Source organism: Bacillus ndiopicus, from assembly GCF_000612805.1.
Lineage (GTDB): Bacteria > Bacillota > Bacilli > Bacillales_A > Planococcaceae > Metasolibacillus > Metasolibacillus ndiopicus.
The window spans coordinates 744774-767242 of the sequence record NZ_HG964403.1; the positions used below are offsets into that span (position 1 = coordinate 744774).

Consider the following 22469-nt stretch of genomic DNA (forward strand, 5'->3'; position numbering starts at 1 on the left):
GGAGGATGAGCACATGAAATTTGCCATTAGCTTTTTTGTTGTTTTAGTTAGTACTATAAGCGCACTACTTTTTATGCAATTTCAAGTTTATTCAAATCAAATTGATTTGGAGGATTCAGCGTTTAACTATTCACAAGAAATTGAAATTGTTTATCGTGGTGAAAGTTTAGACATTCGTCAGCATTTTAAAAATTTACCGAATGAGGATGTAACAATTGTTTGGCCAAGCAAGGCTGAAAATCCAAACTGTTTTATTGAAACTGAATATAGTTGTTCGCGTTTAAGTGAAGATTTAACTACTTTTAATAGTGGAGAAAATCGCACGCAGTCGCTATCGTACATAATTCCTTTAAAAGGAGGACTTAAATCTAATCAATTAATGGAAGATTTATTTATTAAATTGAAAAATGGGACTGTTAAGTTTTCAACAGTACATATTTCAACTGATAGTGAGATAGGCGGTCAGTGGGTAACTGGCTTACCATTAATCGGTCAACAGTCGTTATCACTTGTAAATTATTCGATGTTTAGTGGAGAAGGGGAAGTTCGAGACCTTTATTGGAAGGCAGGGAATTTGGCGCTACAACAAGCAACAAACACCATTTCTGTTTATGCAAAGAACCCAACTTCTATTGCTTTTAACGAAAAGCTAGCAAAGCTAAAACTTTTAAATGATGAGCATATTGCGATTGTTGAAGGGGAAAATAATTCAGATTCACAAGGTAAGCGCATTTTATTTTTACCACAGATTACAACGAAGCAAATTCAGCAGTCTGTCATATTTGCGCAATTAAATGCGATGTATGATTTTGTTGATACACCGAGATGGTTAAAGGAAGTTGTTGCGAGCTATTTAACAGGGAGTACATTAGGTGGAGAGCGTGCGACAACAATCGTTCAAACATTGACGAACCAAATGACAGATGAGCAACTGCAAAAATGGCTTGATGAATTGCGGGCGCTTCAAGGTAAAGAAGTGACGCCAAGTAAATTAGATGAGGTCTTATCTACAGTATTTGGTATTCATACATCATACTTTTCGTTGAATGCTAACTCTAAGGAAATATTCCCATTCTTATTTAATGATAAACGAGATGTTTATATTGACGAGGAGAAGCAGAATACAGTTGATGTTATTTTCAAAGAAGGACTTGTTCTATACTCAGCGCAAGACTTGCTTAATGGTCTAGGCTATGAGGCTACAAAGGGGCAGAATGGTTATTATGTTGAAAATGCAACACGTGCCTTCAGATTCCCTAATGAACCTGGTTTCTACGTGTTTAATCAACGACGTTATAATACAATTTCAGAACCTATTGTACAAGTTGCTGGGCAATATTATATTGAAGAATCATGGTTACAACGTCTGTTTTTAGTAGAAATTCAAAAAACAGAGCAAAATATTAATTTAATTACTGCTGAAGTACAGCAGGAGAAATAAAGGTTTGGTGAAAATATGCGCGTCGTAGCAGGACAACGAAAAGGGATGCCATTAAAAGCAATAGATGGTACAACGACAAGACCTACAACTGATAAAGTAAAGGAATCTATTTTTAATATAATCGGCCCATTTTTTGATGGTGGGATTGCACTAGATTTATTTGCGGGTAGTGGTGGTCTAGGTATAGAAGCGCTAAGTCGAGGAGCGGATAAAGCTATCTTTATTGAAAAAGATGGACGAGCTTTTCAAGTGTTACAAGAAAATATTAAAAAATGTCGCTATGAGCATGATACGGAGCTTTTCCGAACAGATGCTATACGCGCAGTAAAAGGCTTATTGAAGCGAGAAATTGTACTTGATTATATATTCGTAGACCCACCATATCACAAAGAAGCATATTATGATTTAGTGGAGCAGCTCGTAGAAAATGAGAAAGTTGCGCTAACAGGTATCATCGTATGTGAACATGCGAAGGAAGTATCATTGCCTAAAAATTATGGTGCATTTCAATTAACGAGACAAGAAACATACGGGGCAGCGGTTGTATCAATTTATCGCTGTATGCAGGAAGAGGGAGAAACAATTGGCTGAAAAAATCGCAGTAGTACCTGGTAGCTTTGATCCAATAACAAATGGGCATCTAGATATTATTAATCGAGCAGCAGATGTTTTTGATATTGTTTATGTGGGGGTACTCAATAACTCATCGAAGCAGCCGTTATTTACGATTGATGAGCGTATTCATTTGATTAAAGAAGTAACGAAAGAGCGATCAAACATTCGCGTTGAAAGCTCTACAGGACTATTAGTAGATTATGCAAAGGAAAAAGGGGCGCAGGCCATTGTACGTGGCTTGCGTGCAGTATCTGACTTTGAATATGAAATGCAAATTACATCGATGAACCGTGTGCTTGATGAAAATATTGAAACATTTTTCATCATGACAAAAAATCAATATTCCTTCTTAAGTTCTAGCATTGTTAAAGAAGTAGCGAAATATGGAGGCAATATTAGAGAACTTGTGCCACCTGTAGTAGAGCAAGCGTTAAAGGAGAAATTTAACAAAAAATAAAAGAACGACTAGTCTTAAAGCATTTGCTTAAAGACTAGTCGTTTTTTAACATAAAAATTAATCGCATCTATAAAAAAATTAACCAATAAATTGTTGGGATAATGACTACATAAAGAAGGCGCATGTATATATATGGTCGGAACGCAATGGCGTTTGATTTTGCAATAACGAGTACTTGCATATGGATGCTTAAGCTTTGGGCGGTTAGCCCTGTAACCAACGCTAATATAAGTAGTGTACCTTGAAGATCTCGCTGCATTAACTGCAATCCATTTGTCATTTCAAGTAATGACGCGAAGAAAATTTGCAAATTGTTATTCAAAGTGAAGAAATGATTCATACTATGCAAAAGGACAGCATAAATCGTTGTAAAAAAAACAATCGTTGCACAAACAATTAATACTGTTGGTACACTATCCTTTATACTTTGGGCAAATGCGTAGCGCGCGGTAACTGACTGTGATACATTTTGATTTCTATGATGCGGCAAAGCAATATAAACAATACAAAGCAATAATAATGAGAATATATGCAGCACAATTAAATAGCGCCATCCTATAGTTACATCATTAAGTAAATCTAAACTGACGAAGCCTATGATAAAGAGAGGGCTTGGACAATGGCAAATACCGAGTAAAATGGCAGCCTCCTTTTTTGACAGCTCATTCGATTTGAAAAGCTGAGCAATGGCAGCAGCACCTGTTGGGAACCCACCTAAAGCGCTAATAGCATATGTTTTTATATATAATAAAAAAGGATGTGCTGTATATTTTCCTGTAATACGCAGTAGCCAGCTCGTTAAAATCAAATACGGCAGTAGATATGGAAACAAAGCTTCCATAAATAAATGAACACCTAAGTCTGCTCCTTCGTGTGCGACACCAGGAAAAAGAAGGAGTAAAATAATTAATGTAAAACAAATAAAAATAGCGAAAAAATGTGTAATAACATCAACTCTTTTCAATATTTTGTGAAGTGTTGTCACAAGTGTTACACTAACTATATGCATTCATGCTATTTATTAGTCATAGGCAAAAGGAGTCGGGGCATCGTGAAAAAGAAAATAGCCATTATTATTGTGGCTTTTGTTATGTTAAGTTTTTTAATGTTTTATAAGCTTGATTCCTACATTATGAGCCCTGGAAGCGCATATGATGTGAGCGAATTTGTTGATGTTCAAAATGCAGGCAAAGAGAATGAAGGAACATTTAATTTAATGACTGTATCAATGATGAGGGCAACCCCACTTTTATATGCAATTGCTCTTGTTAAAGAGCATCAGGAAATAATACAGTTAAACAATGTGCGTCAAAATGAAGAAGATGATGAAGAGTATAATATTCGTCAATTCAAGCTAATGACGGATTCACAGTTTAATGCCCTATATGTAGCATTCTCCAAAGCGGGGCTAGACTATAAAGTTACATTCAAAGGGGTATACGTATTAAATGTGTTAGCTGGGGGAGCTGCTGAAGGCATCATAAAAGCTGGCGATGAGATTGTCGAGGTCAATGGACAGCGCATAAAAAAACAATCGGAGTTAGTAGATATTATCAGTAAAGCACAAAAAGCCGATAGTGTGGAGCTTGTCATCAATCGTAATAATGAATTATTAACGAAGGATGTACAATTAAAGGAAATTCCCGGATCTGATGGTCGTGTAGGGCTAGGGGTAGTGTTTACAGAAAGTAAATCGATTAAAACCGAACCTATAGTGAAGATTAATGCAGAGGATATAGGAGGTCCATCTGCTGGTCTAATGTTTACACTGGAAATTTTAAATCAATTGTTGAATGAGGACCTTACAAAGGGCTATACAGTTGCTGGAACAGGTGAAATGCATGAGGATGGTACTGTTGGACGTATTGGAGGTATCGACAATAAAGTAATTGCTGCTGACCGTGATGGTATGGAAATTTTCTTTGCACCAGATGATGAAATCACTGCTGAAATGCGTCAATATAATCCAAAAATCGAATCGAACTATGCGGTAGCAGTTAAGACTGCAGAAGAAATTGGTACTAAAATGAAAATTATCCCAGTTAAAACAATTGATGATGCACTAGATTATTTACAAACTTTGCAGCCAAAATAAAAGAAATCTGTAGGGAGAAGAGATACTCATTTGTCTCACCCTACAGATTTTTTGTTTTATTTTTCTAAATGATTTACATTTCAATCAAACAGCAAAAAGTTAGCTGGAAAGCAGCTCGCAGCCTACTTTTTGGACAACCCCAATCATCTATAGCTCTCGTATAGGTGGTGTATTATAATCGTCATTGATGCTCTGCTTTGCATGAAATTGTAGACCTTGTTGATATGTTAGCGTTGCCCGTATATCGAGCTCTAGCATTTCATTTTGTATAGCGGCAACTCTGCTAATTAAAGGCAATGTCATTTGTTTTTTATGAGCGGATAAATAACGTTGTCCATTTTCTGTCATACCAAGCAAACGGATATAGGATGGTTCAGAATAAGCATGAAGCTGTGCCTTTGTAATACCTGTATAAATATGTGTTAATATTCTTTGCAAACGTGTCCAAGTATAGCGTTTTGACTTGATTTTATTCATAAAATCGTTAAATGAAGTTGCGTTTTTTGCGTGTTTAATAAGCGCATATTCAATCCCCTCTGAAACATCTGCAAAAGCGGTAAGCTGCTCTGGCGTATAGCGCAAAATAGTAAAGCGTAATAAAGGCCAAAAAGTATTCCAGCTTGCAAATATATTATGTGTTTGTTGCCACTCTTCTAACAGTTTATAAGTTGGGAGTGGGATAAATTGCTCTACACCTTGCAAAACTTGTTGTTGAAATAATGCTTGCCGTATTCCTGTAGCACTGGCGATTTCGCTTTGCTCATTAATAATATCGTGATAACCTGCGCCTATACGTGTGATTGTGACAGGCTGTATCGTATTATTCAACGAATTTGCAGCTTCAATATAATGAAAGCCTAAAATATTATTGGGCTTGGCTAAATCAATATAAGTGCCGGGAAATTGCTGCTGTAAAGCTGTATAAGCCTCCTGTAATGCCTTTGGGTAACTAATACCTGTAGCGATTAGTTCCTTAATAAGTGCATCATAAAGCCCTCTATTACTCTCAATAAGTGCATAGCTATTAAGAAATGGTTGAAGCCTTCCATCCTCACTACCAAAAGCGAATGTTTGGCAACCTATCGCATGGAGTAAAGAAATAGCACCATAGGCAAATTGCTTTGCGTGTGCCGTACTAAAAATGTAGGGTAATTCAATGACAATATCAATACCATTTGCAAGTGCCATTTTCGTGCGAGTCCATTTATCTACAAGAGCAGGCTCGCCACGCTGTAAAAACTGCCCGCTCATCACAGCGATAACAACATCGGCCTCTGTTAATTTTTTTGCTTGCTGTGCATGATAGGCATGTCCATTATGAAAAGGGTTATATTCTACAACAACACCTACAGCCTTCATAAATTTCCACCTCACAATCCATATGTTTTAGCTGATAATTGTATAATATACACATTATAAGTGGTAAAATAAGATTGTTAAAGTAAACCTTTGATTATGAGGGATGGAAAAACAACACGCTGCCTGATAGTGCAGGGCAAATGTAATTTCATATAGTGACAAGAAATTATCTTGACATCTAATTTAGAAATCTATATAATCAACAGTGTTGTCTAACGAGGTGATTAATGAATGAAATGGTCAATTCATCAACTATCGAAATATCGTCAAAATGGACTTCCACTTGATACACATATTCAATTGGATGAAGTGATGACACGCAATCAAGATATTCGAGCAATCTCACCCGCACATGTAAAAGGGCTATGCACATTTGGTGCATCGCAAATGACTTGTCAATTTACATTAAGTGCGACATTAACTCTTCCTTGTGCAAGAACATGGGAGGATGTTGAATTTCCGATTGAAATCGATACAGTTGAAGTTTTTAGCTGGATTGATGAGGATAAGCGTGGCGATTTAGACGGGGATATACATTATATCGACGGTGAAGTAATCGACATGAAACCAGTATTAGAGGAGTTAATTCTTCTTGAAGTACCAATGCAAGTATTTAAAGAAAATACCGAAGGACAAGTGCACGGGGGTAAAAACTGGTCTTATACAACGGATGAAGATGTAGCTCTTAGTCGTAAAGATGACGAACCAAAATTGGATCCAAGACTGGCTGATTTAGCTAAGTATTTTGATCAAACAGATGAATAACTATCTGTAAGGAGGTGCCATAATGGCTGTACCATTTAGAAGAACTTCTAAAACTGCAAAAAGAAAGCGTCGTACGCATTTCAAATTATCTGTACCTGGTATGGTAGCTTGCCCAAACTGTGGTGAACATAAATTAGCTCACCGCGTTTGTAAAGCTTGCGGACACTATAAAGGTAAAGAAGTAATAGCGAAATAATTCAGTATTACGCTATATAAAGGCGAATGAAGAGGCCATGGCTCTTCATTCGCCTTTTTTCGTATTGTCAAACGAAATATTATTCGCTACGATTGAATTGTGTGTGCCTAGCACGGAAGGGGAGAGAGCAATGGCATATTTATTTGAACATAAAGATGGTATCGCAACGTTTACAATAAATCGTGAAGAGAAACGGAATGCTGTGAACGATGAAGTGATGGATGGCTTACAAGAAGCAATTACATATGTAGAACAAAGTAATAATGTTCGTTTTCTAGTGATTACGGGCGCAGGTGAAAAATCGTTTTGTTCAGGTGGGGATTTATCTGTTTTTCATGCATTGGAAACGGAAGACGAAGCTTTCGGTATGCTGAGTAAAATGGCGAATATTTTATATAAGCTTGCTACATTACCAGTACCTACAATTGCATTAATAAATGGAACGGCAGTAGGTGGAGGCTGCGAGATTGCTACAGCTTGCGATTTTCGTTTGATAGCAAACCATGCGAAGGCAGGCTTTATTCAAGGAACCCTTGCTATTACGAGCGGTTGGGGTGGCGGCACATATTTATTTGAAAGAGGGCTACGCCATGACCGCGCATTAAAACTGCTTGTGGATGCGAAGGCCTACGAAGCGAGAGAATTATATGAAATTGGCTGGGCAATGAAAGTTTTTGAAGGAACAAAGGAGCAAGCGTTAACAGATTTTATAGAGGAAATGCGCAAAATTCATCCTTCTGTCCATCAAGCATATAAAGAAATTGAGTTGCGAAAATGGCGTGAACGCAATATATATGAGCGTGTTATGGAGGAAGTACGTACGTGCGCAAAGTTGTGGGAGAGCGAGGCGCACCATCAGGCTGTTAACAGCTTTCTAACAAAATCAAAAAAATGAATGTGGCTGTAGGGAGACGCTAGTGTAAATTAGCATTTTCCTATAGCCTCATTTTTGATTCAGCGGATTTTTTGAGCAACCACGAAAAATCTCGAGCTAAGATGAAATTAATTTAAGCTCATCACATACTTGTTAGAAGGGTGTGAGTTTGCTGTGAGAAATTTCAATAGCACAAAATTGAAAAGTGAGAAGGAGTATAAAAAGTAAGTATTAAAGGAATTTTAGTTTGATATTTTCGATAGATTTAAGATTCTATTTCCTCGTCTGCTGCATATAGTAGTAAAAAAATAAGAGGTGATAGAGATGGAAGCGAAAAGAAGAAAAGATCAATGGACGATTGCTGATGATGAAAAATTAGCGGAAATCGTTATCCAATTTGTACAAAATGGAAAAACACAACTCGAAGCGTTCGAGGAAGCGGCAACAGTGTTAAATCGCACGAAGCAGGCATGTGGTTTTCGTTGGAATAAAACGCTAAGAGCGCAATATGGGCAAATGCTTGGCAGTGTGAAGAAAAGACCAAAGCAGCTTATGCGTAGCCATTTAAAGCTTGCTTTAACAAGCTTTGAAGAGCTCACGGAAGCTTATGGGCAGCTTGAACTAAAATATCATGAGCTACAAACAGAGCATGAACGATTACTGAAATGGTTGAAGCAAGGCGCACAGTTTACTCAAAAATAAAAAGCTGGAAGTATTTACTTAAGTATAGAATACGGAACTTTAATTAAATGATGTGTAAGTGTAGTTGTTTCAAATTTTTCGAGCCTTCGCATGAAATCCTCCTCAAAATCGGGGGTATCTGCTATAGGCTTTATCTTGATTGTTTGAGAGTTTCAACGTCTAACAAATACTGAAATAAGAAAAAGAAAAATGAAAAATAGTTGGAATCAATTATATGAGTGACGTACAATAAAGAGGAACAGCTTTGTTCAATTACACAAAGGGGGATTTTCAAATGACACAAGTAAAAGCACCAATGGCAGGTACAGTTTTCGAGGTAAGTGTAAAAGAAGGGGATACTGTAACGGTTGGACAAACATTAATCATCTTAGAATCAATGAAAATGGAGATTCCATGTGAGGCGGAAGTCGCAGGTACTGTTAAGAAAATACTTGTAGCAGAAGGCGATTTTATTGATGAAGAGGCGGTCCTTTTAGAGCTAGAATAATAGTGCTGCAAAGGGGTAGAGAAAATGACAAAACAATACAATGAACAGCTACAGCAAAAAATTGATGCAATTTATGCGGGTGGAGCGCAGAAATATCATGATAAACTAGCGGAAACAAATAAACTATTTGTGCGCGATCGCCTAGCATTGCTATTTGATGATGGACAATATGAAGAAGATGGTCGCTTTGCAAACTGCGAAGCAGGTGATTTACCTGCTGACGGTGTTGTATGCGCTATTGGAAAAATAAATGATGAAACGGTTTGCGTTATGGCGAATGATTCAACAATCAAAGCAGGCTCATGGGGCTCACGTACGGTTGAAAAAATCATTCGCATTCAAGAAACAGCAGAAAAGCTACAAGTGCCTATGTTGTATCTAGTCGATTCAGCGGGTGCACGTATTACGGATCAACTTGAAATGTTCCCAGGACGACGCGGGGCAGGGAAGATATTCCATAATCAAGTGAGAATGAGTGGTGCTGTTCCACAAATCTGTATTTTATTTGGTCCTTCAGCAGCAGGTGGTGCTTATATTCCGGCATTTTGTGATATCGTTATTATGGTTGAAGGCAATGCTTCAATGTATTTAGGCTCACCACGCATGGCTGAAAAGGTTATTGGTGAAAAGGTAACATTGGAGGAAATGGGTGGAGCACGTATGCACTGTACAGTGAGTGGCTGCGGTGATGTCTTAGCTACAACTGAGCAGGAGGCAATTGAGCTAGCACGGCAGTATATTAGTTATTTCCCTAGCAACTTTGCGCAATTACCACCTCTAAAAGAATCGCTTCAGCCTGTTGCGGGGCGAACGTTGGAAGAAATCATTCCAGAAAACCAAAATGCTCCGTTTGATATGTATGAGTGTATCAATCAATTAATTGATGAAAATAGCTTTTTTGAAATTAAAAAGTTATTTGCACCAGAATTAATAACAGGCTTGGCAAGAATTGATGGGCAAGTAGTTGGGATTGTTGCAAATCAGCCAAAAGTAAAGGGTGGCGTTTTGTTTGTCGATTCAGCAGATAAAGCTGCTAAGTTTATTACATTATGCGACGCCTTTTCGATTCCATTGTTATTTTTAGCGGATGTACCAGGCTTTATGATTGGTACAAAGGTGGAGCGGGCAGGCATTATTAGACATGGTGCTAAGCTTATTTCAGCAATGAGCTCTGCAACGGTTCCTAAAATTTCTGTAATTGTGCGCAAAGCATATGGAGCGGGCTTATATGCGATGTGTGGACCAGCATTTGAACCAGATGTATGTATCGCACTGCCAACAGCACAAATCGCTGTAATGGGACCAGAAGCAGCCGTCAATGCAGTCTATTCAAATAAAATTGAGGCAATTGAAGACCCAAAAGAGCGCATGCAATTTGTTAAAGAAAAAATCGAGGAATATAAAAAGGAAATCGATTTATATAAGCTTGCCTCGGAGTTAGTTATCGACGAAATTATTGCACCTGGTTATTTACGTGAGACATTAGTGAAGCGCTTACATTATTATGGTTCAAAGCAAATTTTATCACCATATCGTAAGCATCCTGTTTATCCAGTTTAATAATGTGATATCATGCTGCTCTGAAAGTTATGTATAATGGCTAGTATGAGGAGAGGGCTGTCTGAAAAATGCGCTAGCGCAAGGCTTTTCAGGCAGCCATTTGCGCTTATATTGAAGAACTCCCGATTTAAAAAATAGGTATTCTTACGGCAGGGCCGAGATAAATTAGTTGAAGCCATGCCTACGGTAAGCGTCCACCCGCAACTGAAATCAACGGCTTTTTTGTCTTGTCTATGAATAAATGGTGAAACAACATGCTAGTTATTTAATCAACCTTCAGTTATTGTGATGAACATTTTTAAGGAAATAAAATCTGAAGATTATATACAACGAGGTGAGTGAATAGTGCGTATCTATATAATTGGTGCTGGAGCAGTAGGTTTATTAATGGCGAGTTTTTTAAGTGAGGCAAACTATCCTGTAACAGTAGTAACAAGACGTGAGGAGCATGCAGAAGAAATTCGTAAGCATGGCATTACACGCTATAATATAGATGGACAGCAACAAAAATTTAATGTTACTTCGATGACGGAGCAACAAATACATATAGAAGAAGAGGCAATGGTTATTGTTGCGACGAAATATGATGCTTTGCAATCTCTTTTCCCGACATTAGCAGCAATACGAAATGTTCCACTATTATTTATGCAAAATGGCTTGCTACATTATGAGCAAGCATTAGCACTAAAGCATCAGGATATAGCATTTGGATCAGCACAATTTGGAGCTGAGAAAGCTGGTGAAACAACTGTTTATCATCGCGGCATAGGTGTTTTGAAGCTAGCTATCGGGCGAGGTAATGATGCCATTATTAATATTTTTGAAGCTGCTAGTAAAGAGGAATTCTTCATAGAGTGGCAAGAAGACGCTGAACAAATGCTATTGGAAAAAGCGCTGCTTAATTGCTTTGTTAACCCGCTAACTGCGCTTTTGCAAGTGAGAAATGGACAATTAATTCATAATGAGCATGCATATCATTTATTACAGCAGTTATATAAAGAATTAATGCAGGCATTTCCTCAAATGCAGCAAAAATTTCCGTTTCAATCTGTCTATAATTTATGTCAGCGAACTGCTAATAATATTTCTTCTATGCTAGCGGATAGGCAAGCTGGGCGAAAATCAGAAATTGAAACGATAGTTGGAGCAATTATAAAAAAAGCACAAAAAATGGGGGCAGATGTGCCAACGCTCAGCGTGTTATACTATTTATTATTAGCGATAGAGGAGAGCGGTGAAAAAATGTGAAGTTTTTAGCTTTTTTAATAACGGTAATTATTATTTGCCCTTTAGTTGCACTTGTTATCACTTACTTTATATGTCGGAAATTTCGTTTAAGTAATTCAAAAGCATTTGGCTTTGCTGCTGATGTTGCAACATTATTACTGTTTTTTTCAGTTCCAATGGCTGTCGCAAGTATTTGGGATATTTCGATTGTGATTCCGCTTATTATAATTGCTATTTTTATAGCCATTACGTTTACATATATTGATTGGCGAACAAAAAAAGAAATTGCTGTACCGCAATTGCTCAAAAAGATATGGCGTGTTTATTTCATATTATTGAGCGTTAGTTATTTTTTCATTTGCATTGCTGGTTTAACTTTAAATGTACTTGAATATGTCTCAGTGTAAGCAAATTCTTTTTCGAAATGCTACATAACGTTTACAATGGAATAAGTTAAAATGTTGAAAATAACAATAGACATATTATTTTAAAAGTTAGTAAGGGATAGAGAGGGTTTTCATAATGAAACTGGAACAAAACGTTTTACCAGTACAAAATAAAATAATGACACATTATTGGGATAGGCAGTCTGATATACAGAGTTTCTTTGATTATGCATATAATGAAGATGCCTTTCAAGAGCGTGCTCAATATCTATCTACAAAAACATATGATACAACACAATTAAGTAACATCGTTCGGTCGTATATGGCACCATTCGGTTTATCAGAGGCAAGTGAACATCATTTAAAAGAACTGGCGGCTGGTGCTTATGTTATAGTAGGGGGGCAACAAGCTGGTTTATTAACAGGACCGATGTATTCGATGCACAAGGCAATTTCGGTTATTTTGCTTGCAAAGCAGCAGCGTGAAAAGCTTGGAAAGCAGGTTGTTCCGTTATTTTGGATTGCTGGTGAAGACCATGATATTGAAGAAATTAATCATACGTATACAACGGTTGATGCTAGCTTAAAGAAGCGTGTTTATAAAGAACGCTCAAAGCGCAAAACAATGGCTTCTACAACAGCTATAAACAAAGAAGAGATGGAGCAGTTTGTACGTACTGTTTTTGCGGATTTTGGAGAAACGCAATATACAAAAGATTTACTACATAACGTATTAATGCATTTACATGCTAGCAAAACGTTTACAGACTTCTTCACAGCACTAATGAACGAGCTGTTTGCAAAGCATGGTTTGCTTATGTTAGATGCGGCGTTTCCTGCATTCCGTCAATATGAAGCAAACTTTTTTGTGAGATTAATAGAGCGCAATGAAGAGATTGCACAAGTGGTTGTAGCGCAGGAGGAGGCTTTCAATCAGGCAGGTTACGGCAAGCCAATTGAGGCAACGGTGAATAATGCAAATTTATTTTTTGTACAGGATGGCGAGCGCTTTTTATTAGAGCGCAAAGATAACTATTATACGAATGCGCTTGGTCATATTAAGCTGACAAAAGAGCAGCTGCTAGAAATTGCACGACAAACGCCTGAGAAATTAAGCAATAACGTTGTTACACGTCCATTAATGCAAGAAATGACAATCCCTGTCTTAGCCTTTGTTGGCGGACCTGGTGAATTGGCGTATTGGGCAACATTGAAACCAGCATTTTCTTTATTGAATTTACAAATGCCTATTTTCGCCCCAAGGTTAAATATTACGTTAGTTCCTCGTACAGTACAACCGTTACTAGCACAAAATGATTTAACTGTGCAAGATGTAACAAGAGGGCATGCAGAGCAATTAAAAAATCGCTTTATCGAAGAGGTGCAGGATGAGCAAGCTAAAGAAAAAATTGCTCAAATGCAGCAACAATTAATTGCGCAATATGAAGAGCTTGAAAAGCATTTGCATGGTGAGCAGCTAGATTTACGTAATGTAATTTTGAAAAATAAACAATATCATTGTATGCAGTTTGATTATTTAACGTCAAAAATAGAGCAAGAGGTATTACGTAAGCATGATGTTAAAATAAAGCAGTTCAATTTAATCATAGCAGAGCTTTTCCCTAACAATAATTTGCAAGAACGTTTGTTTAATCCGTATCAGTATTTAAACCTATATGGACCAACGTTGATTGATAGTCTTATTGAACTATATTTAGTCCCTTCTGACCAACATAATTGCATAACGCTTTGATATAAAAAGGCTATTTCTATTGAGAAATAGCTTTTTTGTGTGCATATATTATCAGTCTCCTTTTTTATAGTAAGGTCTATTTGCGTAATTTCTTATTATAACAGAAGAAATGTGAGGAATTGGTGGTGAAAAGTGGGGGCTTGTGGTACATTTATTAGTAAAGTGGGGTGAGTAGCATGTTCATGGGGGAATACGTGCATTCCGTTGATGTAAAAGGACGTCTCATAGTACCTTCGAAATTTCGAGAATCACTAGGAGAAACGTTCGTTATTACACGTGGATTGGACAACTGTATTTTTGGATACCCTATGGATGAATGGCGAAAGCTTGAAGAAAAATTAAAAAACTTACCGATGACGAAAAAGGATGCACGTGCATTTGCGCGCTTCTTCTTTTCGGGTGCAACGGAAGTTGAGTTAGATAAGCAAGGTCGCATAAATATTCCAGCTACATTAATCCAATATGCAAATCTCGAAAAAGAGTGTGTTGTATTAGGTGTATCAAGCAGGATAGAGATTTGGGCGAAGGAAGCTTGGGACACATACTATGATGAATCAGAAGCATCATTTAACGAAATAGCAGAAAATATGATAGGCTTTGATTTTTAAAGCACTAAAGGAGTAAAGAATATGTTCAATCATACAACTGTATTATTGAAGGAGACGGTTGATGGGTTGAACATCAATCCAGATGGGGTATATGTGGACTGCACATTAGGTGGCGCTGGACACAGTGAATACCTCGTACAGCAACTGTCTCCAAACGGAAAGCTTATTTGCTTTGACCAAGATACGACAGCAATAGAAAATGCAAAAATTCGATTAGCTAACTATTTAGATCGTGTAACATTTGTCCACTCGAATTTTAGATATTTAAAGGACGAGCTATATGCACTAAACATTCAGCAAGTAGATGGAATTTTATACGACTTAGGTGTATCTTCCCCACAACTGGATACACCAGAGAGAGGTTTTAGTTACCATCATGATGCACCACTCGATATGCGCATGGACCAAACAGCAGAATTAACAGCATTCCATGTAGTGAATGAATGGTCATACGAGGATTTAGTGAGGATTTTCTTCCGTTATGGTGAAGAGAAGTTTTCAAAGCAAATTGCACGCAAAATTGAAGCAGCACGAAAAAATGCCCCGATTGAAACAACAGGGCAATTAGTGGAATTAATTAAAGAAGGTATTCCTGCTGCTGCACGACGCACAGGGGGGCACCCTGCGAAGCGAGTATTTCAAGCTATTCGCATTGCTGTGAATGATGAGCTTGGAGTAGCAGAGGATTCTATCGTTGATGCGATTGAACTATTAGCGATTGGTGGGAGAGTTAGCGTTATTACGTTCCATTCATTGGAGGATCGCCTTTGTAAAACAATATTTAAAGAAGCTTCTTCATTACCAGAATTACCACCTGGCTTACCAATAATTCCGGATGATATGAAGCCGAAGCTAAAATTAATTACGAAAAAGCCAATTGTACCTACGGAAGAAGAGTTAGAGGCTAATAACCGTTCACGTTCAGCGAAGCTACGCATCGCTGAAAAAATTAATAAATAAAGGAAGTGGATGACGATGGCAGTACGCGTAAGGCAACAACCGTATATACAGCAGCCAGTAATATCACCACAACCACAGCAACCAGAAAAGCAACCTAGCAAAAAGTCGAGCTACAGGAAAAGTAAAGGATTAATTTCTAAACGTGAAAAATTATTATATATTTTATTCCTGATTATTGTAGCAATAATGGCAGTTGCAATCCTACATACACAAAGTAAAATCCAAACGACAAGTATGGAAATACAGCAAGTAGAAAAAGAAGTATCTCAAATTGCAAATCAAAATGTAGGCTTAAATGTGCAGGTTAGTGAGTTGTCGGCTTATGAACGTATTTTGAAAAAAGCACAAGAACTCGGTTTAACTCTTAATGAGAAAAATGTAAAGGTAGTGCCGGGAGAATGAAAAAAAGTACATTTCGTTTCCAAAAAGGAGCCTTCCTGATGTTTTTAATATACGGAGGGCTCTTTTTGCTATTATTTTGGCGCATCGTCCATTTGCAAACGGCTAATGAAGTAAACGGTTATTCACTCGCGGCTGAGGCGGCAGCTAAATATGCGCGAGAAGTACCACTTGCGGCAAATAGAGGACGTATTTTAGATCGCAATGAAAATGTTATTGCGGAAGATATATTAGCATATAAGCTTGTGGCAGTTGTTAATGAATCAGCGACAGGAAAATCAAAAAAACCGTTACATGTTGCTGACCCTCAAAAAACAGCAAAAGTGTTAGCACAATATCTAGAAATGGATGAGCAAGATATTTATCAAATTTTGACGAGAAAGTTGGACGATGGAAGAACACCCTATCAAGTTGAGTTCGGGGCTGCAGGACGCAAAATTAGTTACGATACGAAAGTGGCAATCGAAAAAGAGCAGTTGCCAGGTATTATTTTTATAGAGGACACAAAACGATATTATCCGAATGGTCCATTTGCATCACATTTAATTGGCTTTGCTGTAGAAGAAAAGCAAAAGGATGATAAGTTGAAAACAGTCGGTAAAATGGGGCTGGAATATACTTATAATGATCAATTGACAGGGACACCTGGTTCCATCTCGTATGATAGCGATATTAAAGGCTACTTATTGCCGAACAGTGAAAAAATGATTCAACCTGCAAAAGATGGTGCTGAAATCTATTTAACAATTGATAAAACAATTCAAAACTTTTTAGAAGAAGCGATGACGCAAGTTGATAAGCAATATAACCCTGAATCCATGACTGCTGTAGTGGCAGATCCGAAAACAGGTGAGATTTTAGCCATGTCACAAAGACCTACCTTTGATCCAGCAGACCGTATTGGCTTAGAAAGCAACTGGCTGAATGAAACAATAGAAAATGTAATCGAGCCAGGTTCAACGATGAAAACTTTTACGTTAGCGGCGGCGATTGACTCGGATAACTGGCATCCAAATGCGAAATTCCAGTCAGGGCAATATGTAGTTCACGATCGTATAATTAGAGACCATAATAACGGAGTTGGTTGGGGAAAGATTAGTTATTTAGAAGGCATCCAACGTTCCTCTAATACAGGAATGGCACATATGCTATCAATTATGGGGGCAGAGACTTTTTATGACTATTTAGATCGATTTGGCTTTGGTCAGAAAACAGGTATTGATTTGCCTGGCGAAGTGACAGGTACATTGCTATCTAGGTATCCAGTTAATAAAGTAACCACAGCATTTGGTCAAGGGTCCACCGTAACACCAATGCAGCTTATTCAAGCTATGACTGCAATTGCGAATGACGGTAAAATGATGCAGCCATATGTAATTGATAAAATTGTTGATCCAAGTACAGGAAAAATAATATTAGATGATGAGCCTATCGTAAAGAATCAGCCTGTTTCAGCTGAAACAGCAAAGCAAGTACGAGAAATTCTTGCAACGACTGTAACGAGCAAGAATGGGACAGCACAACGCTTTGCATTAGAGGGCTATGAGGTTGCAGGGAAAACAGGAACTGCACAAATTGCTCGAGAGCAAGGCGGAGGCTATTACTCAGGGAAAAATAATTACCTGTATTCATTTTTAGGAATGGCTCCAGTTGATGACCCACAGCTTATTATGTATATTGCAGTAAAAAAACCAAAGCTAGCTGACACTGAGGGTGGTTCAGAACCGACTTCAACTGTATTTAAAACAGTAATGGAAAATAGCTTGAAATATTTTAATATTAACCCTGAGGAAACGGCAGAGGTTCAAATGACAAAATTAGCCGATTATACTAAAAAGCCAGCTGAAAATGTTCAAGTAGAGCTGATAAATAAAGGGTTAACGCCAATCATCATTGGTGAAGGTGGGCAAATTGTTGAGCAATATCCAGCAAAAGATTTAGAAGTGACACAAGGAAGTATCGTCTTTTTAAAGACAGATGGAGCAGTTACGTTGCCATCATTTATTGGTTGGTCGTTACGCAATGTCTTAATTTATAAAGCCTTATCTGGATTGCCAATTGAAATTGTTGGAGAAGGCTATGTAGATAGTCAAAGTGTATCAGAAAATACACCAATTCAAGATACCGCGCCGATTGTTGTAAAGCTGAAGACACCTGAGGAATCCTTTGCACCAGAAGTGGAGGAAACGGATGAAGAGGGGGAACAGTTGCCACAAGATTAGTAGAGGCGTAATTGCTGGAAAGCTGAATAGAAGTCCACTTCTATACATACTTTGTTAAAAACGGAGTGTGTCGAATGAAGTGGATTTCACTGCTTTCCAAGAAGCGATTGAAATTAATTATTTATGCCTTTTTCTTATATGGACTGGCGATTATTGCTCGGTTAGTATATGTACAAATTATTCAACACGAGCATTTAACGGAGCTAGCGAAGGCAAACTGGGATCGAGAAATACCTTTTGTAACAGAGCGTGGGAATATTGTTGATCGGGAAAATGAGATTATCGTCACGAATAAATTAGCACCGACACTTTATTTTATCCCAAAGCAAAGTGACGATATAGCACTAGCTGCTAGGCAACTGGCACCTATTTTAAAAGCGGATGAAGCGGAGCTACTTAAAAAAATGCAAAAGCATGCTTACTTAGTGAAGCTTGCGCCAGAAGGTAAAAATATTACTGAGGAGCAGGTTGAAGCGATACAAGCTTTGCGCATTAAAGGTGTTTATAGTGGAGTAGACTATATCCGGCATTATCCATACGGCTCCTTATTATCAAGATTTTTAGGTTTCACTGGTTATGATAACCAAGGTTTAGCTGGTGTTGAATATGAATATAATAAAATACTTACTGGCAATAATGCTGCAATTCGTTTATTTACAGATGCTAAAAACATTGAAATGGCACATGTCGATGATGAATGGAAAGAGGGCGAAGCAGGTGCGACTGTTCAACTTACCATTGATTTAACGATACAGCAAGTAATGGAAAGAGAATTAGCTCAGGCAATGCAACGCTATGATGCGGATCAGGCAATTGGTATCGCAATGAATCCGAACACCGGTGAAATTTTAGCCCTGTCTTCCTTCCCAACATATGACCCAACAAATTTTAAAAATGTTGATTCAACAATTTATAATCGTAATTTGCCAGTCTTTATGACATATGAGCCTGGTTCAACATTTAAAATTATTACGTTAAGCGCCGCTTTAGAAGAAGGTGTTGTTAACCTTGAACATGATCATTTTTATGACCCAGGTTTTACAATGGTTGAAGGTGCGCGTTTACGTTGTTGGAAACGTGAAGGACATAAAGATGAAACGTTTTTAGAGGTTGTTGAAAACTCTTGTAACCCGGGCTTTATTGAGCTAGGACAGCGTGTTGGTTCACAAAAATTGCTACGATATATTAAAGATTTTGGCTTTGGACAAAAAACTGGCTCGAATATAGCTGGTGAGGCAAGTGGTATTTTATTCTCAGAAAAGGCATTTGGACCTGTTGAGCATGCGACAACATCATTTGGGCAAGGGATTTCTGTGACACCAATTCAACAAATGCAGGCAGTTGCAGCCGCAATTAATGGCGGTACTTTGTATACACCATATGTTGTTTCACGTATTGTCGCAGACGATGGAGAAGTTGTTGTAGAGAATAAGCCAGAAGCAAAACGTCAAGTAATTAGCGAACAAACATCTGCGCAAGTACGTCATGCATTAGAGTCAGTTGTTGCAAAAGGTTCTGGTAAACAAGCATTTCGTGAAGGATTGCGCATAGGTGGAAAAACAGGAACAGCACAAAAGGTAGAAAATGGACGATATAAAGATGGCGATTATATAGTATCATTTATAGGCTTTGCACCAGCAGATAAGCCAGAAATTATCGTTTATGTAGCAATTGATAATCCTAAAAATCATTTACAATTCGGTGGACTTATTGCAGCGCCTATTGTTGGGCAAATTATAGAAGATGTTGCACCGATTGTTGGCATTGAAAAATCGCAAGAACAAATTGAGAAAGTAACTGTTTGGACAGATCCTATTATGGTAGAGGTAGCTGATTTTGTCGGGCAAACTGTCGATGAAGTAGTTCAGCAACACTATCCATTGACAATTGAATGGCATGGTGAAGGAACGATTGTCTCTGAACAAATGCCTGCTGCGGGTAGTAAACTCATGCAGCAAGGGACATTGCATTTATATTTAACAGAAAAAAAACATGAAGATTGATGAATTTAAAGGAGATTTAACATGAAACTTGCAACAACATTGACCATCTTAGTAATAGCATTCGTAGTAACTGTTATTTTAGCACCTATTGCTATTCCAATATTAAGACGATTAAAATTTGGTCAAAGCATTCGCGAAGAAGGTCCAAAATCCCATATGAAAAAAGCGGGTACACCAACGATGGGTGGTATTATTTTCCTGTTGGCAATTATTGCTACTACATTGGTTACAGGAAATATGTTTAACTTATTTACGACGCATACAGTAGTGCTGTTACTTGTATTAGTTGGCTTTGGTGTTATTGGCTTTCTAGATGATGGAATTAAAGTTATTTTCAAGCGTAATTTAGGTTTGACATCATTACAAAAGTTAATTGGTCAAATTATTATTTCTATCGCAGCGTTTATGCTATTACGATTAGGGACATTTGATACAGTTGTTGAAATTCCATTCACAGACTTCTCAATTGATTTTGGTTTATTTTATATAGCCTTTTTAATATTTTGGCTTGTAGGCTTCTCAAATGCAGTGAATTTAACTGATGGTTTAGATGGTCTTGTTGCTGGAACAGCTTCAATTGCCTTTGCAGCCTTCGGAGTTATTGCTTTATTTAATGAGCAGGCTGATATAGCCTTAGTTGCATTCGCAATTACAGGAGCATTGTTAGGGTTTTTAGTTTTCAATATCAATCCAGCAAAGGTATTTATGGGGGATACAGGCTCACTTGCGCTTGGTGGGGCTCTTGCAATGTTTTCAATTTTAGTGAAGGCAGAGCTTTTACTTTTGTTAATTGGTTTAGTATTCGTAATTGAAACATCATCTGTTATTTTGCAAGTAGGTAGCTTTAAATTACGTAAAAAACGTATCTTTAAAATGAGTCCTATTCATCACCATTTTGAATTATCTGGATGGTCAGAATGGAAGATTGTATTAGTATTTTGGTCTACAGGATTAGTTGTTGCATTAATCGCAGTAATGATGGAGGCGTTATTATGATTCAATACACAGGATTGCAATATAAAAAAGTGCTTGTATTAGGCCTTGCAAAAAGTGGCGTTGCTGCTGCCGAGCTGTTACATGAACTTGGCGCATTTGTCACAGTAAACGATGCGAGGCCATTTGATGCAAATCCAGAGGCACAAAGCCTTTTAGCAAAGGGGATTACAGTAATTTGTGGACGCCATCCAGAAGATTTACTTGATGAAGGTTTTGAATTAATTGTGAAAAATCCAGGTATTCCATACAGTAACCCAATTGTAGCTGATGCAATTAATCGACAATTACCAGTCATTACAGAAATGGAACTTGCATATTTAGTAAGTGAGGCACCTTTTATTGGAATTACAGGGTCCAATGGCAAAACTACAACGACGACATTATTATTCAAAATACTTGAGCATGGACAGAAGCAGCCATTAATTGCTGGTAATATCGGAACAGTCGCATGTAGCGTTGCTGCTGAGGCAACGAAGGAGCAAGTATTGGTAACTGAGCTTTCCAGTTTTCAATTAATGGGGACACGCACATTTAAACCGCGTATTGCTATTTTAACGAACATTTATGAAGCGCATTTAGATTATCATAGCTCGTTTGAGGAATATGCAGATGCAAAATTTGCTGTAACACGCAACCAAGATCAGCAAGATTATTTTATTTACAATGCTGATCAACCGCTCGTACAGCAATATGCAACGAAGTCGAAAGCACAAAAGATCCCTTTTACGACAACTGGAAAGACAGCCGAAGGGATTAGTGCCGATGCGGTGGCTATTTATTGGAAAGGTGAGCATTTATTAGATCGCTCTAGCATCGTGCTACCTGGTGAGCATAACTTACAAAATATTTTATGTGCTGTAGCTGCTGCTTTGTTAATGGAATGCTCAGTTGATGCCATTAAGGATATTTTAGCTACATTTACAGGAGTGAAGCATCGCACACAGTTTGTCCGCAATTGGAAAGGTGTGCAGATTTATAATGATTCAAAAGCGACGAATTGCCTTGCTACGAAAAGTGCACTTGCAGCATTTACACAACCGATTGTCCTGCTAGCTGGTGGCTTAGATCGTGGGCATTCTTTTGAAGAATTGCGTGAAGTGATGGGGAATGTAAAGGCGGTTGTTGCATTTGGAGAAACAGGAGCACGTTTTATCGATTTTGCGAAATCATGCGGAATTGAACAAACTATTGCTGCAACAAATGTAGAGGATGCGGTTATGTACGCTGCCAAACTTGTTACAGCAGGAGACGTTATGTTACTGTCTCCAGCTTGTGCAAGCTGGGATCAATATGCTAGCTTTGAAATCCGTGGCGATTTATTTATTGATGCTGTGATAAAACTAACTTAAAAAGTCCTAAAAGAA

The 22469-nt window shown here is 37.8% G+C and carries 22 protein-coding genes; 20 read left to right on the forward strand and 2 right to left on the reverse strand.

The features are described from left to right. Positions 1-13 precede the first annotated feature (13 nt). The 3 genes from TY13_RS03310 to coaD are packed head-to-tail and all read left to right on the forward strand — an operon-like array spanning position 14 to position 2513. Positions 14-1441: a hypothetical protein gene (locus TY13_RS03310; RefSeq protein ID WP_042471633.1), complete on the forward strand. Its 1428-nt coding sequence runs from the start codon at positions 14-16 to the stop codon at positions 1439-1441. 15 nt (positions 1442-1456) lie between these two features. After that, positions 1457-2032: a 16S rRNA (guanine(966)-N(2))-methyltransferase RsmD gene (gene rsmD / locus TY13_RS03315; protein ID WP_042471636.1), complete on the forward strand. Its 576-nt coding sequence runs from the start codon at positions 1457-1459 to the stop codon at positions 2030-2032. Further along, on the forward strand, positions 2025-2513 hold the full coding sequence (gene coaD / locus TY13_RS03320) for a pantetheine-phosphate adenylyltransferase (RefSeq protein WP_042471638.1): 489 nt from the start codon (positions 2025-2027) through the stop codon (positions 2511-2513). Before rsmD ends, coaD begins: the two co-directional genes overlap by 8 nt. A gap of 67 nt (positions 2514-2580) precedes the next feature. Here the strand turns inward: coaD and TY13_RS03325 are convergent, their stop codons facing one another. Further along, positions 2581-3498 (reverse strand): hypothetical protein, encoded by a 918-nt coding sequence (locus tag TY13_RS03325; RefSeq protein WP_052344210.1) that lies wholly within the window; start codon positions 3496-3498, stop codon positions 2581-2583. Positions 3499-3564: 66 nt separating this feature from the next. Here TY13_RS03325 and TY13_RS03330 point away from each other — a divergent pair, with 66 nt between their 5' ends. Beyond that, positions 3565-4608 carry a SepM family pheromone-processing serine protease gene (locus TY13_RS03330; RefSeq protein ID WP_230199367.1) on the forward strand — a complete coding sequence of 348 codons (1044 nt, stop codon included), beginning with the start codon at positions 3565-3567 and terminating at the stop codon, positions 4606-4608. 147 nt (positions 4609-4755) lie between these two features. On the opposite strand, the gene TY13_RS03335 is transcribed toward TY13_RS03330, so the two are convergent. Then, complete coding sequence (locus TY13_RS03335; RefSeq protein ID WP_042471647.1) at positions 4756-5967, reverse strand: nucleotidyltransferase; 1212 nt, start codon at positions 5965-5967, stop codon at positions 4756-4758. 231 nt (positions 5968-6198) lie between these two features. Here TY13_RS03335 and TY13_RS03340 point away from each other — a divergent pair, with 231 nt between their 5' ends. The 16 genes from TY13_RS03340 (at position 6199) to murD (ending at position 22454) form a co-directional block, all read left to right on the forward strand. Further along, positions 6199-6732, forward strand: a complete 534-nt coding sequence (locus tag TY13_RS03340) for a YceD family protein (RefSeq protein ID WP_042471651.1) — start codon at positions 6199-6201, stop codon at positions 6730-6732. A 22-nt stretch (positions 6733-6754) separates the two neighbouring features. Next, positions 6755-6928: a 50S ribosomal protein L32 gene (gene rpmF, locus TY13_RS03345; RefSeq protein ID WP_042471657.1), complete on the forward strand. Its 174-nt coding sequence runs from the start codon at positions 6755-6757 to the stop codon at positions 6926-6928. 130 nt (positions 6929-7058) lie between these two features. Beyond that, positions 7059-7823, forward strand: coding sequence for an enoyl-CoA hydratase/isomerase family protein (locus tag TY13_RS03350; protein ID WP_042471660.1), 765 nt, complete (start codon positions 7059-7061; stop codon positions 7821-7823). A 303-nt stretch (positions 7824-8126) separates the two neighbouring features. Beyond that, positions 8127-8504 (forward strand): transcriptional regulator, encoded by a 378-nt coding sequence (locus TY13_RS03355; RefSeq protein WP_042471663.1) that lies wholly within the window; start codon positions 8127-8129, stop codon positions 8502-8504. A 274-nt stretch (positions 8505-8778) separates the two neighbouring features. Continuing rightward, positions 8779-8991, forward strand: coding sequence for an acetyl-CoA carboxylase biotin carboxyl carrier protein subunit (locus tag TY13_RS03360; protein WP_042471665.1), 213 nt, complete (start codon positions 8779-8781; stop codon positions 8989-8991). Positions 8992-9015: 24 nt separating this feature from the next. Next, positions 9016-10551 (forward strand): acyl-CoA carboxylase subunit beta, encoded by a 1536-nt coding sequence (locus TY13_RS03365; protein WP_042471667.1) that lies wholly within the window; start codon positions 9016-9018, stop codon positions 10549-10551. Between the two features lie 345 nt (positions 10552-10896). After that, the gene (locus tag TY13_RS03370; protein WP_042471670.1) at positions 10897-11799 is read left to right on the forward strand and encodes a ketopantoate reductase family protein; all 903 of its coding nucleotides are present in this window, start codon (positions 10897-10899) and stop codon (positions 11797-11799) included. Beyond that, on the forward strand, positions 11796-12185 hold the full coding sequence (locus TY13_RS03375; protein ID WP_042471673.1) for a DUF3397 domain-containing protein: 390 nt from the start codon (positions 11796-11798) through the stop codon (positions 12183-12185). Before TY13_RS03370 ends, TY13_RS03375 begins: the two co-directional genes overlap by 4 nt. A 115-nt stretch (positions 12186-12300) precedes the next feature. Further along, positions 12301-13917, forward strand: coding sequence for a bacillithiol biosynthesis cysteine-adding enzyme BshC (bshC, locus tag TY13_RS03380; RefSeq protein ID WP_042471675.1), 1617 nt, complete (start codon positions 12301-12303; stop codon positions 13915-13917). Between the two features lie 176 nt (positions 13918-14093). After that, positions 14094-14525: a division/cell wall cluster transcriptional repressor MraZ gene (gene mraZ / locus TY13_RS03385; RefSeq protein ID WP_042471679.1), complete on the forward strand. Its 432-nt coding sequence runs from the start codon at positions 14094-14096 to the stop codon at positions 14523-14525. A gap of 21 nt (positions 14526-14546) precedes the next feature. Then, positions 14547-15485 (forward strand): 16S rRNA (cytosine(1402)-N(4))-methyltransferase RsmH, encoded by a 939-nt coding sequence (rsmH, locus tag TY13_RS03390; RefSeq protein ID WP_042471681.1) that lies wholly within the window; start codon positions 14547-14549, stop codon positions 15483-15485. Between the two features lie 15 nt (positions 15486-15500). Further along, entirely contained in the window at positions 15501-15887 is a 387-nt protein-coding gene (ftsL, locus tag TY13_RS03395; RefSeq protein WP_042471683.1) for a cell division protein FtsL, read from the forward strand. Between the two features lie 65 nt (positions 15888-15952). Next, on the forward strand, positions 15953-18106 hold the full coding sequence (locus tag TY13_RS03400) for a penicillin-binding protein (protein WP_456061797.1): 2154 nt from the start codon (positions 15953-15955) through the stop codon (positions 18104-18106). A gap of 74 nt (positions 18107-18180) precedes the next feature. Beyond that, complete coding sequence (locus tag TY13_RS03405; RefSeq protein ID WP_042471685.1) at positions 18181-20109, forward strand: peptidoglycan D,D-transpeptidase FtsI family protein; 1929 nt, start codon at positions 18181-18183, stop codon at positions 20107-20109. A gap of 21 nt (positions 20110-20130) precedes the next feature. Next, on the forward strand, positions 20131-21105 hold the full coding sequence (mraY, locus tag TY13_RS03410; RefSeq protein ID WP_042471688.1) for a phospho-N-acetylmuramoyl-pentapeptide-transferase: 975 nt from the start codon (positions 20131-20133) through the stop codon (positions 21103-21105). After that, positions 21102-22454 (forward strand): UDP-N-acetylmuramoyl-L-alanine--D-glutamate ligase, encoded by a 1353-nt coding sequence (gene murD / locus TY13_RS03415; protein ID WP_042471691.1) that lies wholly within the window; start codon positions 21102-21104, stop codon positions 22452-22454. Before mraY ends, murD begins: the two co-directional genes overlap by 4 nt. Positions 22455-22469: the final 15 nt, after the last annotated feature.